Genomic DNA, 15,389 nt, shown 5'->3' with positions numbered 1-15,389 from the left:
ACCAAGAAAAAGTAAAAGGAGAGCTTGCGCCCTCTTGCGTCATGCCGATATATTGGGTATCCGTCAGGTTATCGGATCCTTATTACTTTAGCCGTATTTTCCGGCAGATTACCGGTCTAGCGCCTCGCGAATTCCGGCAACATGCTCTGGCGCAGCAGCAAACATAAATCAAAGGCATACACCCGGGCAGGGTTGTATGCCTTTGATTGATTTCGAATAACATTAGCCAAGCGATACTTCTTGTTCGTTTCCGTCGTGTCTTACTCTATATCACATTCATAACCAGCCTGGCAGTATCCATTCCTTCAGAAACCGAAAATAATTCTACTCTCCCTTGTTCACCTGTAAGCCGAATAACCGTGCTGACACTTCCATGATACATATGCATCGCATGATTGTCGTATGGTTCGCTTGAAGTGAGATCTCCATTATCAACGGCAACGAGTTCAGCCGGACCAGTCACGCTGAAGACGACCTTTGCGCTTTCGCGGAATACAGGTATGCCCTCCCGGTCTTTTGCCCGAACGGTGAATAACTCAAAAGCCTCATTGGCTTCAGATTGATTTCTTTACAATCAAAGTCAAGGCTGACGGCTGGTCCTACTGTTTTTAACGTATAACGGCATACCTCTTCGCCTTTAATGAAGCCTCTTGCCGTTACGGTTCCCGGTATATACGGCAGATAGCTCCCTCATCCTGCAAAGAATAGTCCATCTTTCTAAAATTCGAAGCGTATTGGACACCGACGAATCGGACTATACTTTAAATAGCATCAAATACTCCAGCATCGTATACTCGCTTCTTACAGACATTGTGCAATACGCTTCTATCGAGTCCCAATCAATTCAGAAAGTTACATTATTTTTTAAAAAAACAGTCGAATGAAATTGGATCACAAGTACCGCAAGGGTTCACATGGGATATCGGCGGCTGGCAAATATGGCGGATTGCAAAACCATCGTAGCGCCTAATCGAAATATGAATTTACCGTCCCGACTTCCTATGAAACTGAGCCAACTTTGCGTAGAAATCTTCCATAATAAAGCGTGGATCTATCGTTTCGTATACACGAATCGGGCGGTGTTTTCCGTTGTGGATATACTTCATCTGTTCGTCGAATTCCGGCGCGTGCTGCCAAGACCACTTCCCGCAATCCGGATGTAAAATGACGCCTACAGCCGGCGAATCGCCCAGCACGCGGTACTCCGTCGGTCTTTGAACACTTGCGTTATTGAACTCGATCAATTGATCCACGAGATACTTGCCAATGTCCCCGTACGGATACACCCGCTCGACCAGCTCCGCGAAGCCGACCGGCATCTGGCGGTACACCGGGCGGGAGATTTGCCACACCTCGAGCTTCGATTTGAACACGACGTTCGCCGAATGGATATCGTTGGCCAAATTATACTCCCAACCGCCGGACGGCCAATCGCCGCCGCCGATCCAAATCACTTTGATGTTCCGTTCCGCAATCCGCGGTTCCAGCAATAGCGCAGAGGCCATATCCGTTAAGGGACCGTAAAATGCGACATATAGCGGTCTATCGTCCTCTTTCATAGCCTCTTCGATGATCAGGCGGGCACCTCGGGAATCAACCGGCGTTGCTTCATCCGGCATGGCATGTTCCGCGCCGTCTTCAACCTGGAATTTATCTTCCATCCCCATCAGTCTTAACACAAGCATGGTTTCATCATGACTGTCCTTTAAGCTTGTTGCCGATTTACGGTCGCCGAAATGTGCCGGAATGATCCCGTGCAACTCGAACGACGGCGTCAGCACGGCGTGCACGATGGCGAATTGATCATCCACTTCGTTCTTCGCATCGGTATTGATGATGACTCTTGCTTTCTTCTCGTCTGGAATATGGATTTCCATTAGGTATCCCCTTTCCTCACCGAATGATGGACTCTACTTTCGGATCGTTCCTTTTTTTTCGGACTACTAATCGCAACTAAATAATTTTTAGCTTTACAATTCTTTGAAATGATCGTATCATTTGGATTTTTAAGCATCAATACAACATTTAGTTCTTTTTTAATTAATATAATCGGCTCATTGAATAAAAAATTAGTGACTTATACATGCCCGTTTATGGATTTTTTATGGTTTAACCTTGCATGTTCCTATATTTAGTTGTAAACTAAACTCACTAAACCAAACATCATTAATAAGAAGCGGAGAACGAGAAAATGAATATCGAATATATCGCAAAGGAAGCAGGAGTTTCCAAATCGGCCGTTTCCTTCGCTTTAAACGGAAAGCCGGGCATCAGCCAAGAAACGAGAGAACGGATCTTGGCGATTGCCAAACAGTATGGCTATACCCCCAAATCCAAAGCCGCCGCCGAGGCTCCGAATAAATCGCTTACGTTCCTCGTGCTCGCCAATTCCGGGATTGTGCTTGAGCAGTATTACCAACAACCCTTTTTCCGAGAGCTCATCCAATATATCGAGGAACGATGTCGCTCCCACGGATATTCGCTGATCTTCTCTACTGTGGATATGGAAAACTTTGAGCGAAATATTCGTATCGCTACAGAAGAGAAGCGTAGCGACGGAGCCATTTTGCTGGGGACGAACCTTGGGGCAGAGCAAGTCTCAGCTATCGCCGAGAAGATAGGGTCCCGGCTCGTCGTGCTCGACACTTACTTCGAGACGCTGCCGCTGCATTTTGTAGGGATAAACAACTTTATGGGAGCTTATCAAGCGGGCACCCATCTTTGCGAATTAGGTCATGACAGCTTCGGCTACATTGCTTCTAATGTAAGAATTCCTAATTTTGAGGAGCGCAAGCGGGGATTTCTTGAGGCGCTCAGCGAGAACGACCGGAGTATCGCCCAGGACGCCTTCTTCTCCGTATCGCCGACCATGCTGTCGTCGCAGGATGAACTCAAGGCACAGCTGAACCGTTATCTGGAGAATGGCCGCACTTTGCCTTCCGCCCTGTTCTGCGAGTGCGACTACATTGCGATCAGCGCAATGAAGACCTTGGCGGAGCTCGGCATCCGAGTCCCGGAAGACGTATCGGTCGTGGGTTTCGATAACATTACAGAAGCGGTGATCATTTCGCCTGAGCTCACCACCATTCATGTGGAGAAGGAACGCTTGGCGGCGATCGCGGTCGATCTTCTTGTAGAATCCATTGAGGACGGCTTGGAAGTCAAGAACAAGATCAAAGTCGACACTCAACTCGTCAAACGGAAATCCGCAAGCTGCCGCTGATCGATACAGCGGCATTTTTATGACCTGATTAAGCCGGCATTTAACAGACAGAGGCTGCCAAACGGTTGTTCCTCCGGGCAGCCCTGCCTATTCAGTCCTTGTTCACTAATAACCTTTTATCCCTCATAGTCGACCTTCGTCATCCTGACCGCCATATATATCTTTCCCGGAAGGTCGATCCGGAACGAACCTTCATAGCTGCCCGGCATCTTCTCAATGGTCATGTTCCACGTATCGATTATTTCTACTTCGTATCGAGTTCCCTGCTTTAAGTTGAAAGTCCGGAACCGAGGTCGATTGAAGCCGAAATAATAAATATGGTAAGCATCATCCACGCCGGCACTCGGCAGGTCCCAATCGGACGGCAGCGGATCGAGTTCCCCACCGGGGCTCTCTTCCAATATCTTGCGCAGGAAGGCGATCCGTTCCGGACTTGTTCCCGTGAGCTTCCCGCCTTTAGACCACCACAGCACTTCTTCCGGGTTCCAGTACGTTTCGCCGTGACCGACATATCCGCCCCGGACAGCGCCTTCCCAGAACCGGCGGGTCATTTCTTCTCCGGTAATGTTGCCCCAACCGTGATCGATGTCTCCCTCGTACGCACACTCGTCGATAACGATCGGTTTATTCCATCGTTCACGCCACTCGTTCGTCATTTCGGACGTCTTATAGACGTCGATGCGTTGGACGCTGCAATGCGTAATCCACGGCTTGGAGTAATCGTAGAAACGTAAACAGTTATGAATGGAGATTAAGTGGCCGACCGGATCGTTCTCCGTGACGATGGTCGCAAACCGTTCCCAGTCGGCCTTCTCTTTGGCATGCATCAAATCGTATTCATTTGCAAGCGACCACCACACGTTGCGAAAGGCGGACAGCCTTGCGACGATATACCGAAGGTAACGGTCGTCTGCGTCGCGGCTCATCTTCGAGAACCCCCACCGGTCGTAAGGATGGAACAGGATCAGATCGGCCTCGATGTCCAACTTGCCTAGGTCGGCGATCCGCTTTTCCAAGTGGCGAAAGAAATCCGGGTTAAACCGGGTATCATCCCAGCCTTCTTCCGGGGAACCTTCGAATGGGTACCGCGGCGGCTCATTATGATTGAACGTATATGATTTCGGGAAAACGCACATCCGCATCTTGTTGAAGGGAGACGTCTTCAGTGTGCTCAAGGTTTGCTCTTCCAGCTCGTCGCCCTGGTGCGTCCAGACGTAACAGGTCGTACCGACGGGAAGATAGGGAGATCCGTCTTCGTAAGCAAAATGGTACGTATTCCTGACGCGAACCGGACCGTGATTGCCGCCCGAAGGTTCAATGCATCGGAACGATCCTTCGTTACCGTCCATTGACGGCTCGCTGCTGAATGTCCGGAACGTCCAATCGCCTAGAATGTGAGGCATGAACCGGACCCGATAGATGCCGTCGCCATCATAGAATCCTGACGTCCGAACAACCTGGTCTTTCATACGGAATACAGCGCCTAGCATAACATCCGTGAAAGGATTGCCCCGCTCGGGGCCGTGAAGCGTAATTTCGTAAATACCCCATTTTTCTACATTACTCATATTATTAAACTCCTCTCGCTGACGGTCGGCATTGGTATAAGACGGATTCCACCGCTCGCTCCCAACCTTGATAAAGGCGAGCGCGTTCTTCCTCAGCCATGGCAGGACCGTAGATTTTGTAAGCCTTTTGCAATTGTATGACATCGTCGGTTGAAAACCAAAACCCGACGGCAAGCCCTCCTAATAATATGGAGCCCATAGCGGAGAGCTCGGCAAGATCGGAGCGAATAATTGAGCGGCCGAGCATATCCGCCTGAAACTGCATAAGGAATTCGTTACTCGCAGCCCCCCCGTCCGCGCGAAGCTCTCGCAACGGGATTCCCGATTCGCGCTGCAACAGCTCTGCCGCATCCCGAACCTGGTACGCGATGCTTTCCAAAGCCGCGCGTACGATGTGCGCCTTCTCCGTTCCTCTATTCATCCCGACGATAGACGCTCTAGCGTAGGCGTTCCAATGGGGCGCCCCGAGTCCGACAAAGGCGGGAACCAAATAAACGCCTTCGTTGTCATTCGCCCGAGCTAGAAGCGCTTCCATTTCATCCAAAGTCTGGAATAGTCCGAGACTGTCCCTCACCCACTTGATGGTGTCGCCGGTCATGCGGATGACGGCCTCCAACGCGTAGGTGACCTGCCCCCCCATTCCCCAGGCGATCGCGGTCACTAGACCATGGCCGGTAGCGACGGGGCGAGCTCCGGTATTCATGAGTATCGAGGTTCCAGTCCCGTAGGTCGCCTTCGCCGTCCCCGGCTCTAAGCATAAGTGCCCGAAAAGCGCAGCCTGCGAATCCCCGATAACGCCGGCAATCGGTACGGCTTCCGTAAAGAGCGACGGGTCCGCCGTATAACCGAAAACCGCGTCCGAATGCTTTACCTCGGGAAGGATACCGATCGGGACGCCGAACTGAATGCACAACTCTTCGTCCCACTGCAGCTCATGAATGTTGTAAAGGGAAGTCCGGCTAGCATTCGTCACGTCTGTCGCATGCGCCGCACCGCCCGTTAGCTTCCAGAGCAGCCAGCTGTCGATCGTGCCCGCCAGCAGCCTTCCCTGGCGGTGCAGCGCCGATGCTCCTTCGACATATTCCAGCAGCCACTTCCACTTGGTCGCAGAAAAGTAAGGATCCAGCATCAGTCCTGTTTTCTCGTACACGACGGTTTCCATCCCTGACGCTTTCAAGGCGCCGCACATATCCGCCGTACGTTGGCACTGCCATACGAGCGCACGGTGAATCGGCTGCCCGGTGAACCGGTCCCATAGCATCGCTGTCTCCCGTTGATTCGTAATCGTGATTGCCGCAAGACTGGACGGATCTATGCTCGCATGACGCAGTGCATGTTGGGCCGCTTGCTTCACATTGTCGTAGATTTCGATCGGGTCGTGCTCGACATAGCCTGGCGCCGGGTAATACTGCTTGTGCTCTAATGCGCTTTTCGCAATGACGTTCCCGCTTCGATCAACGACAAGCGCCTTAGTTCCGGAAGTGCTTTGATCAACGGCCAATAGGTATGATTTTGTCATGATCCGCCCTCTATTTCTTAAGCATCGAGAATGCCGTCCGTTTGATGTTGTCGGCGCTGATGCCGTAATGGGCGAACACTTCCGCGGTTTTCCCCGCGATTGCCGGATCATCGGGAATGCCGAGAATTCTCATCGGCACCGGAGCTTTCTGCACGACGACCTCGGCTACGGCCGCGCCAAGCCCCCCATGAATGCTGTGCTCCTCGACCGTGATGATGCCTCCCGTCTCCTTCGCAGCGCGAAGGATCCCCTCTTCGTCAAGCGGCTTGATCGTATGCATATTCAAGACTCGGCAGGACACGCCTTCCTTCCGCAGCAGCTCGTTAGCGTCCAGCGCAACCCGAACCGTCTCACCTGCGGCGATAATCGTGATATCGGTTCCTTCACGCATCGTCACCGCACGTCCGATCACAAATTCGTAATCGTCAGACTCGTAGACGTCTTCCACGGGGTTCCGTCCAATGCGAACATAAACCCCGCCCTCATAATCCACCAGCGCTTGTGTCATCCGTTTCGTCTCGTGACGGTCCGCAGGCAGGATAACGGCGAGCCCGGGGATCGCGCGCGTTACCGCAATATCTTGAACGGAGTGATGCGACATCCCTAGCGCGCCGTAGCTGACGCCGCCGCTGATTCCGACGAGCTTCACATTCGTGCCCGAATAGGCGACGTCAACTTTGATTTGTTCGATGCTCCGCATGCTGAGGAAGCAAGCCGGAGACGTAACGAACGGTTTTTTTCCGCTGTGCGCAAGTCCTGCGGAAATCCCCACGATGTTTTGCTCCGCAATGCCAACCTCGACGAATTGTTCGGGGAACGCTTTCGCGAACGGGGCCATCGCCGCCGAACCGCGCGAATCGCTTGCAAGCACCATAATGTCGCGATCATCCTGCGCCAATTGCAGCAGTATCTCGCATATTACCTGTCTATTCGCAATCGCATTGGCCATTAGGGCTGCACCTCATTCTTTTGGTTGATACGCTCCAATGCGGCCGCAAGCTCCTCCAATGCTTTCGCAAGCTCCTCGTCATTCGGTACATGGTGATGCCAGTGAGGTGCGTTTTCCGCAAAGGATACGCCTTTTCCTTTCACCGTGTTCGCCATGATGAGCGTTGGTTTTCCCGGAACTTCGGGAATGCTGCTGAACGCATTCTTCAACGCTTCCATGTCGTTGCCGTCGATCGACACGACGTTCCAGCCGAAGGCGGCCCATTTCTCTTCCAGCGGTTCCAGGCCCATCACTTCTTCGGTTGACCCGGAGATCTGCAGCCGGTTTCGATCCACGATGCCAATTAAATTATCAAGCTTATAATGCGCCCCCGCCATCGCCGCCTCCCAGACGGATCCCTCCGCCTGCTCGCCGTCCCCCATGAGGCAGTATACTAGATAGGGCTTGGAATCGCGTTTCGCCGCGAGAGCCATGCCCACGGATATCGCGAGACCGTGACCGAGCGCGCCCGTATTCATTTCAATGCCCGGAACCTTGTTATTCGGATGTCCGATGAGGCGCGTACCGAAACGGCTGAACGTTGCGAGCTCTTCCTTCGGAAAAAAACCGAGATCGGCGAGAATGCACCACAAGGATTCTACCGAATGGCCTTTACTTGCGATGAAGCGATCTCGATCCTCCCATTTGGGCTGCGACGGATTGATCCTCATGACACCGTAATAGAGCGCCGTTAAGATGTCTGTGTTGCTTAAGCTGCCGCCGGTATGTCCGGTTTTTGCCCCATGAATCATAATTAGTAAATCCTTACGAATTTGAATCGCCTTTTTCCTTAGCTCCAAAACATCCAATTCGTTGCCTCCTTTCCCTCTTCTCAGAGTCCTGCGCCCCGGAGCCATGCTTGAATTTCTTTCTCGGATGGATCAACCGGATCCGGCGTCAAACCCGGAATATAATTGCATGCTTCGTATAATGCCGGAATCGCGTTCGCATGAATGCCTACCGCATGATGGACGTACGGTCCTTTCACCAGCGTTTCTTCCCACAGCGGCCAATCGTTCACCTCAACCCACACGTAAGAGCCCCGAGTATAAGGTCCCTGAATACCGCGCGCCTTGCCAAGGAACAATCGATACTCCCCGTGGTCTCCGTCGAATCGGGCGATCGTCATCTGCTCGCTGCCTTTGATTTCGCCTTCATGGGTGCCAGGCGCATGAGCATCGAATAAAAAATGTTTGCGCAGCTTCGGTTTGTCCTCCACCGAAAGGGAAACGGGGAAGTTCCCGCAATGGAACAACAACTCGCCGTTCGGATTTTCCGGATGGCGAATGGTTAAATCCGCAAAGAAGGTTGGAGCTGTATTCATTGTTGCAGCCTGAACCATGATGGACGTAATCGCGCCGTGAATATCGGTTTCGCACGTAACCGGAATCTGCTCGTCGGTCAGAATCGCATTCGCGAGGCACGGCATGATACCCATGGCATCCTGCAGCGACGACCAGCATTGGATTGCAATCGCGGAGCTGCCCGAGCGATCCGCGTACTGCCGCATCGCGACTTTCAGCGCGGCGATCCGTCTGACATCATCCTCCGTCACCTTGGACCAATCGAGTTTTGCCTTAATATAATCGATCGCGGCGGCTAATTCCGGGCTGTTTCCCTTCTCGATTCGTTTCGAAGCGTTCTGAATATCTATCAGCGTAATCGGATGGAGTTCGATGCCGAACCGCTCGAGTAGTTCACCTTCATTGCACATCATCGACCAGAACGAATGCGGACGCGGGCCGATCTGCAGAATACGCAGGCTTCGGAATTTGCGAACCACGTTCGCTGCCGCGACAAAGTTCGTAAACCCGCGTTCAAACACCGGATCGTCGACTCGGCTGTTCGTAATGTAAGTGAACGGAACGTTGAAGCGGCGCAGCACCTTCCCTGTTGCGAACAGGCCGCATTGGGTATCCCGAAGCCTCATCCCGTCCTCGAGCGGAGCTTCATCCCTTGGTCCCCATAGGAGTACAGGCTTCCCAAGCGCTTTGCCGACCCGCGCCACGGTGTCCTCCGTACCGAAGTTGCAGTGTGGGAAGAAGACGGCATCAATCTCTTCCTTCTTCAGGTGAGCGGCGATCAGTTCCGCATTCATATGGTCGTCGTAAAGCAGACCTTCGGAATTCAAACCTTCCAGATCTGCGATATCGATGTCCAAGCCGAAGCTCTCCATCTTTTGTCGGATCGCCGCCTTATACCGAAGTGCATCCTCCGCGCTGAATACGAATCTTCGGGTTGGAGCGTACCCCAGCTTAAATTTCTTCACATGCATAAACCTCCGCAACTAAAGTTTAACTAAAATTTTCGAACTAAAAAAATCCTTCTTCCCTCTGATCATAAGATTAACATTGCTTTTCAGTAACGTCAATCATTAGTTTAGTTATTTTTAGTAATTTTTTTATCTTATTTAAGTAATGGTTTAACTGATGTTTATATTCTGTCTATATGTACTGCGGTAGAGTTTAAGTGGGCTGCTTTTTTTGAAGGTATGAGGACAAAGGATGCTCCCGTTTAAGCAACAGGTTTATTTTAGCCTGTCTACTCAAAGGGAGCTCATCAGGGAGAGTTTTTTACTTACTAGAAAGAACAGCAAACCTACCCATTTCATACAAATCGACGTATATTTATGCAATTTCTCATGAATATTGAAAAATCTCTCTCACTAATGATGAAAAGATTATCCCTAATTCCGACACATACACATTTTGGATGGCGTCAGAAATACTGAGAAAATGAAAGTGAAAAAGCTTGATTATCAAGAGGCAATTTCACAATTTCTGATAACGAATATAACGCAAATCGAACCTTATCTCCTTTTTGATCATAATTTCTGATAGTATTCTCCAAAGCCGCTGTATAATTATGCAACACCATCGGATTCAACCGCTTTCGCCGTCGGCATTACCGCCGTCAGTTCCAATATGGCGTAAGATGACGGCCGCGAGTATGGAAAGAACCGCGATGCTGACTGCAATCGTTGCCGCTGCTGCATTGATTCCCGCCGTGAAGGCTGCCTGCGCCTCATCAAGCAAGCCGGGAGGCAGTTCTTGCGCCACCGAGGATGCCCCCGCGAGGCTGTCTCCGACGACCTTGTGGACGCCCTGAGCCAGCGTATCGGGTATCCGGTCGAGCATCCGGCTGCGATAGACGGCAGTCGTGAGGCTGCCCAGCGTGGCAATGCCAACCGCCAGGCCGAGTTCCTGCACAGTCTCGGAAATGGCCGAGGCTGATCCTGCCTTCTCCGCTGGCGCCGCGCCTACCACCAGGTCCGTGCCTAGCGCAGCGATCGTCCCAAGGCCGAGATAGACGAGTGAAAACGCGGCGGTGACCAGAGCAATGCCAGATGGCTCGTTTTCGAGGCGCGTGAGCATCAAATAGCCGATGAACGACAGTCCTAGCGCCCCCGCGATCACATAGCCGGGTCGGATACGCCGCGATGCCAGCGGTGCCGCGACGCCAGCGGCCAGCATAGCGAGCGCCGGTGGCCCCATCCAAAGCCCCGCTATCAGCGGCGGTAGGCTGGCGACCAGTTGTAGGTACTGAGTGACCAGCAGCATCGTTCCGCCGACGCCGATGAGGCCCACAAGGAGTACGACCAATGCGACGCTGAACACCTTGTTAGTGAAAAGATCCAGGTCGATGAGAGGACTATCTAGTCGGCGCTGTCGCCGAATGAACAAGATCACGAAGGCGAATCCACCAGCAATCGCAAGCGCCGTTCCGGTACTGAACCCATTATTGGAGATTTGCTTGATGCCGTAGATGATGGGCAGCAGGGCTAGGAGCGAAAGGGTGACACTCAGGATATCCAACCGGCCGTCCTGTGGTGCCCGGTATTCCGGTAGGAGAAATGGTGCGGCTACAAGCAGGAGCCCAACCACCGGCACCGCGACAAGAAAGGCCGCGCCCCACCAGTAATGCTCAAGCAATACACCGCCTACGACCGGGCCAGCCGCCATGCCGAGCGCGAACATGGTCGCCCACACCCCAATCGCCAGTGCACGTTGGTGACGGTTGACAAACATGTTGCTGATAAGTGCCAGCGTCGATGGCATCAGTGTCGCCCCCGCCACACCAAGCGCCGCTCGTGTTGCTATAAGCGTGGAGGCGCTGTTCGAATAGGCCGCGAGTACAGAAGCAATTCCAAAGACAGCCGCCCCGACCATCAGCAGCTTGCGCCGCCCCATGCGATCACCAAGCGTTCCCATCGTGATGAGGAAGCCGGCGATCATGAAGCCATAGGCGTCCACGATCCATAAGGCCTGCGCGTTCGTCGGCCGCAGATCGATTGCTAGCGCCGGCAATGCCAGATGCATCAGCGTCAGGTCGAGCCCGAGTAGGATAGTTGGTAGGGAGAGAAGCGCGAGCCCGGCCCATTCGCGTGGGCCGGCAAGCCTACCGGAGCGAAGTGTTCGCCGCGCTGGCCCTTCAGTGATACATGGATTTGCCAAGAGAATCACTCCTTCTGATCTTCAATGCTTAAATAAATTACACAAGCTTCCTTCTTTAATGGCATACCACCGACCCCAGCCAATTGGCTTGCAGTTCCATTTGAGCGGCATGAGCAAGGTGGAACGACCTCCTATATTCGGCACCACATGACCAAAAGCCGAACGGAGAGGCCATTGTTTCCGAAAACGCGCTTAGCCGGATCTTTGGCCGCGAGCAGGGAATTCCGCGTGCTTGAACCAAATCTGGACAGATTCTTCTCGAGGCTATCGCCCGGAATCTGCAGGTGATTGAATAAAACCGACGTCGGTCGTGTACTCGCCGATATGGACCGGCAGCGCGGCGTATAATACCGTACATTTTACGCGAGAGGTAACAGACAGCTCCAATTACTCTTAAAAAGCCGTTCATGCTTGTAAAAGATAAGCCATTTTTCCTCCTCCACTCTTTATTATCTAAGTTGAGTATAATTGCATATTATTATCAAGTATAATGACTGATAATGATATTAGTATCACTTTTGATGATGGAGGTGTGAATCTTGGAACTTAGCGACCTTAAGATATTCCAAGCAATTGCTGAAGAAGGAAGCATTTCTGGAGCTGCAGAGCGATTAGATTATGTTCAGTCCAATGTAACTGCTAGGTTACGTAAACTAGAGGATGAATTAGGAGTCCTTCTTTTTTATAGAAGACCTAAAGGAGTTCAGATCACAGAAAAAGGCGCACTTTTCCGTAAGTATGTCGATTCAATTTTGCAAATGGCAGATGAGTCGATCAAAATACTTCAAGACCACGGTGAACCAAGTGGATATTTAAAAATAGGTGTCGTTGAAACGGTTACGTGCGGTAATTTCATGAACCTAATTGCTTCCTATCAATCGCAGTATGAACAAGTATCTCTCAGTCTAGAAACAGGCAATCCTGTTGAATTAATGGAGAAGGTAAAGAACTTTGAATTAGATGCTGCATTTGTAACAGGTGAGCTGACTATTACAAATTTTGTTACCGACTATTTATTCACGGATGAAATTGTATTATTAACTGGCAGGACATTAGATGTCTCTGCTTTAAAAGAGCAAAAGTGGGCGATCTCTCCAAGAGGTTGTCCCTTCAGAATGAAATTGGAGCAATGGTTGAGGGAAGAAGGAGTTGAACTTAAGAACTTTATTGAGATTAGTTCATTAGAAACGATTTTAAGCAGCGTGAGAGCCGGGTTGACATCCACCATTCTGCCTAAATCGGTTTTAAAAGGCCCATATGAAGATTTACATGTATACCCTATACCCGAATCGTATCAATATATTGAAACAGGTCTCATCAGAAGAAGAGAAAAATATTTGAGCTATGCTTACAAAGCTTTTGCAGATCTAGTTAAGGAGGAAGGCCTATAAAATGTAATGCACACCAATTTCAAGACACGAATTTCTGAGAAATAAGTTATGTCCTCTTTCCATGATGCGATTCACGTTTCGCCGATTACAACAAAGATGCCGCCATTTGTGGGCGTCGCGGGCGATTCCTACAAAAACGCGCGTCAAAGCCTAATTCCAGTAAGCTGAACCATAAACAAGTGCTATGGCTTGGGCTCGTTGCCGATTCGGAGGAACACATGGTAAAGAGACAATAAGAAACCGGCATCTTAACGACGCTATAGCCAGTTATTGCCGGATTACAGATAGCCGGGTTTGAATTATTTTTCAGCAGCGGCTGAGTCTATTTTTTAACGAATTCTCAGGATCTTGCTTCCCCACTTGCCTACCATCCGTACAGCCGCTTCCAGGTGACCTCAAGTTTACGTTTCGTTTAATTTCTTGCACCCAAGTATGCCATTTCGGCGATAGTCATACACCACGAAGCGTGCATTAGTACACCATACTTAGCAATTATTACTCAATATGTATAATTATACAGTTATAAATATATTTGATTATTTGCTATCCCAAGCCCTGCAAACTTTCTCAATAATTATGACGCCACACACATTTCATTGACAAAAGCATGACGATCCGTTAAATTAGTACCAACTACTAATACTTAGTACTAATTATGAAGGGATGTGTACAGCTCATGAAAGAAGCAAAGACTTCCGTCATGCAATCGAACGCCGTTATAACTGCAATAGGGACGTACGTACCTGAACGAATTTTAACGAATGCCGACCTGGAGAAGCTGGTGGATACAAACGATGAATGGATTATACAGCGGACTGGCATTAAAGAACGCCGGATTGCCGGCGATATGCAATTCACAAGTCATCTCTGCTTCAAGGCTGTCCTTAATATGGTTGAGCGCTACGGCGCAGACGTATCGGATGTCGACTATATAATTACCGCAACCTCAACGCCTGATGCCGTATTTCCGAGCGTTTCCTCCCAAGTACAGGCGCATTTTGGAATTGCGGATTGCGGAGCGGCGGACATACAAGCTGCATGCGCCGGTTTCGCATCGGCTATACAACTGGCTAACGGTTTGCTTCTCTCCGGCGCTTATCATAAAATTCTGGTAATCGGCGCCGAGACGCTTTCCAAAATTACGGATTATACCGACCGTACCACCTGCATCCTGTTCGGTGACGGCGCAGGAGCATTCCTGATCGAAGCATCGGATGACGGCAATGGCGACATCCTTTCCGTATACGCCAAGACAGATGGCAGCCGGGGGCATTTGCTCTACCGTAGCAGCTTGTCTCCCTCGCTGGACGGGCATGATCTCTTGGAGAACGGATACATTGTCCAAAATGGCCGGGAGGTCTACCGATGGGCGGTTAGTCACGTATCCGAAGGGATCAATCAATTGATCGGTCGGAGCCAATTATCGGTCGATGAGATTGATTGGTTCATCCCTCACAGCGCCAACATGCGTATTATAGAATCGCTCTGCGAAAGAACCGGTTTCCCGCTTTCCCGGACGCTCTCAAGCATTCAACGATTCGGCAATACATCCGCCGCTTCCATCCCGCTTGCCATTGATCAAGCCGTTCAAGCCGGAAAAATAACATCGGGACAGCTCTTGCTTCTCTATGGCTTCGGAGGCGGATTAACGCAATCCGGCGTCGTCCTTCGCTGGTCGATTTAGGGATAACAAGAAGAAGAGGATTCTGTCGCGATGCGCACGCGTACAAAATCCTCTTTATGACAAGATTATGCCCGACCTATGGCAATCCAGTTTAAATTGCCGCTTGGCTCAAGCGTGATCCTGGTACGGATAATAACGATAACCGCTTTATCGGCCGATTTCGAATGGACTACCGCATAACAGGCCGGATTGTCTGTCGTAACCGTCAGTACATAATTGCTGTCCGCGTAAGGCTCATGGAAGGACAGGTCAAGCTCCAGCTGTTCGGCTTGCGAGGTAAAGCTATATGGTGCAAGACCAAACTGCTGCTTTACGGTACTTTCATTCAAGCTCGTAATGACCGGCGAGAACCGCAATGCCGATAATTCAATGGACCGCTGCCGGATATGATGAGCTGTTATCGAGCTGTCGGCAATATGCTCCGCTTGAATAGCTGCCGAACCAATTGAATAATCCGTAAGCAAACCGGGTGCTAGCTTATCGGCTGTTATGCTGCCGCTGATCAGCTGCTCCGTCCCTACGCTGCCCGCCGCAAGCTTACCGTTCGTTACGCTGCCGTCCG

13 protein-coding genes are annotated in these 15,389 nt (G+C 51.0%); 4 read left to right on the top strand and 9 right to left on the bottom strand.

Annotation, left to right across the window (positions count from 1 at the left end):
* Positions 1-41 precede the first annotated feature (41 nt).
* Positions 42-167, top strand: coding sequence for an AraC family transcriptional regulator (locus tag H581_RS39650; protein WP_156889618.1), 126 nt, complete (start codon positions 42-44; stop codon positions 165-167).
* Between the two features lie 98 nt (positions 168-265).
* Here H581_RS39650 and H581_RS38875 read toward each other — a convergent pair whose 3' ends face one another.
* Positions 266-502 carry a hypothetical protein gene (locus H581_RS38875; protein WP_245600069.1) on the bottom strand — a complete coding sequence of 79 codons (237 nt, stop codon included), beginning with the start codon at positions 500-502 and terminating at the stop codon, positions 266-268.
* A 481-nt stretch (positions 503-983) separates the two neighbouring features.
* Complete coding sequence (locus tag H581_RS0110380) at positions 984-1,877, bottom strand: nucleoside hydrolase (protein ID WP_028609926.1); 894 nt, start codon at positions 1,875-1,877, stop codon at positions 984-986.
* A gap of 314 nt (positions 1,878-2,191) precedes the next feature.
* On the opposite strand from H581_RS0110380, the gene H581_RS0110375 reads away from it, so the two are divergent.
* Positions 2,192-3,223: a LacI family DNA-binding transcriptional regulator gene (locus H581_RS0110375; RefSeq protein ID WP_028609925.1), complete on the top strand. Its 1,032-nt coding sequence runs from the start codon at positions 2,192-2,194 to the stop codon at positions 3,221-3,223.
* 116 nt (positions 3,224-3,339) lie between these two features.
* On the opposite strand, the gene H581_RS33660 is transcribed toward H581_RS0110375, so the two are convergent.
* The 6 genes from H581_RS33660 to H581_RS33655 all read right to left on the bottom strand — a co-directional run bounded on the left by H581_RS33660 (position 3,340) and on the right by H581_RS33655 (position 11,752).
* A complete protein-coding gene (locus tag H581_RS33660) occupies positions 3,340-4,791 on the bottom strand; it encodes a DUF5605 domain-containing protein (RefSeq protein ID WP_036718445.1) in 1,452 nt (483 codons plus the stop codon).
* 4 nt (positions 4,792-4,795) lie between these two features.
* The gene (glpK, locus tag H581_RS0110365) at positions 4,796-6,310 is read right to left on the bottom strand and encodes a glycerol kinase GlpK (RefSeq protein ID WP_028609924.1); all 1,515 of its coding nucleotides are present in this window, start codon (positions 6,308-6,310) and stop codon (positions 4,796-4,798) included.
* A gap of 10 nt (positions 6,311-6,320) precedes the next feature.
* A complete protein-coding gene (locus tag H581_RS0110360; RefSeq protein WP_028609923.1) occupies positions 6,321-7,259 on the bottom strand; it encodes a transketolase family protein in 939 nt (312 codons plus the stop codon).
* Positions 7,259-8,107 (bottom strand): transketolase, encoded by an 849-nt coding sequence (locus H581_RS0110355; RefSeq protein WP_028609922.1) that lies wholly within the window; start codon positions 8,105-8,107, stop codon positions 7,259-7,261. The genes H581_RS0110360 and H581_RS0110355 overlap by 1 nt, the downstream gene beginning before the upstream one ends.
* Positions 8,108-8,130: 23 nt before the next feature.
* Positions 8,131-9,567, bottom strand: a complete 1,437-nt coding sequence (locus H581_RS0110350) for an L-fucose/L-arabinose isomerase family protein (protein ID WP_028609921.1) — start codon at positions 9,565-9,567, stop codon at positions 8,131-8,133.
* A gap of 613 nt (positions 9,568-10,180) precedes the next feature.
* The gene (locus H581_RS33655; RefSeq protein WP_051250646.1) at positions 10,181-11,752 is read right to left on the bottom strand and encodes an MFS transporter; all 1,572 of its coding nucleotides are present in this window, start codon (positions 11,750-11,752) and stop codon (positions 10,181-10,183) included.
* A 539-nt stretch (positions 11,753-12,291) separates the two neighbouring features.
* Here H581_RS33655 and H581_RS0110340 point away from each other — a divergent pair.
* On the top strand, positions 12,292-13,143 hold the full coding sequence (locus H581_RS0110340) for a LysR family transcriptional regulator (protein WP_028609920.1): 852 nt from the start codon (positions 12,292-12,294) through the stop codon (positions 13,141-13,143).
* A gap of 676 nt (positions 13,144-13,819) precedes the next feature.
* Positions 13,820-14,827, top strand: a complete 1,008-nt coding sequence (locus H581_RS0110335) for a ketoacyl-ACP synthase III (protein WP_245600009.1) — start codon at positions 13,820-13,822, stop codon at positions 14,825-14,827.
* A 65-nt stretch (positions 14,828-14,892) separates the two neighbouring features.
* Here H581_RS0110335 and H581_RS33650 read toward each other — a convergent pair.
* Positions 14,893-15,389, bottom strand: a 497-nt coding sequence (locus H581_RS33650; RefSeq protein ID WP_036718441.1) for a WIAG-tail domain, incomplete at its 5' end; no start/stop codon positions are given.

Source organism: Paenibacillus harenae DSM 16969 (genome assembly GCF_000422465.1).
Classification (GTDB): domain Bacteria; phylum Bacillota; class Bacilli; order Paenibacillales; family Paenibacillaceae; genus Pristimantibacillus; species Pristimantibacillus harenae.
The sequence above is the reverse complement of the archived record's forward strand: the minus strand, read 5'-3'. Positions and strand labels throughout refer to the sequence as shown.

What these genes read in the sequence shown, in the direction of transcription:
- H581_RS39650 (WP_156889618.1), top strand. Translation starts at nt 42, where the DNA reads ATGCCGATATATTGGGTATCCGTCAGGTTATCGGATCCTTATTACTTT.
- H581_RS0110380 (WP_028609926.1), bottom strand. Translation starts at nt 1,877, where the DNA reads ATGGAAATCCATATTCCAGACGAGAAGAAAGCAAGAGTCATCATCAAT.
- H581_RS0110375 (WP_028609925.1), top strand. Translation starts at nt 2,192, where the DNA reads ATGAATATCGAATATATCGCAAAGGAAGCAGGAGTTTCCAAATCGGCC.
- H581_RS33660 (WP_036718445.1), bottom strand. Translation starts at nt 4,791, where the DNA reads ATGAGTAATGTAGAAAAATGGGGTATTTACGAAATTACGCTTCACGGC.
- glpK (WP_028609924.1), bottom strand. Translation starts at nt 6,310, where the DNA reads ATGACAAAATCATACCTATTGGCCGTTGATCAAAGCACTTCCGGAACT.
- H581_RS0110360 (WP_028609923.1), bottom strand. Translation starts at nt 7,259, where the DNA reads ATGGCCAATGCGATTGCGAATAGACAGGTAATATGCGAGATACTGCTG.
- H581_RS0110335 (WP_245600009.1), top strand. Translation starts at nt 13,820, where the DNA reads ATGAAAGAAGCAAAGACTTCCGTCATGCAATCGAACGCCGTTATAACT.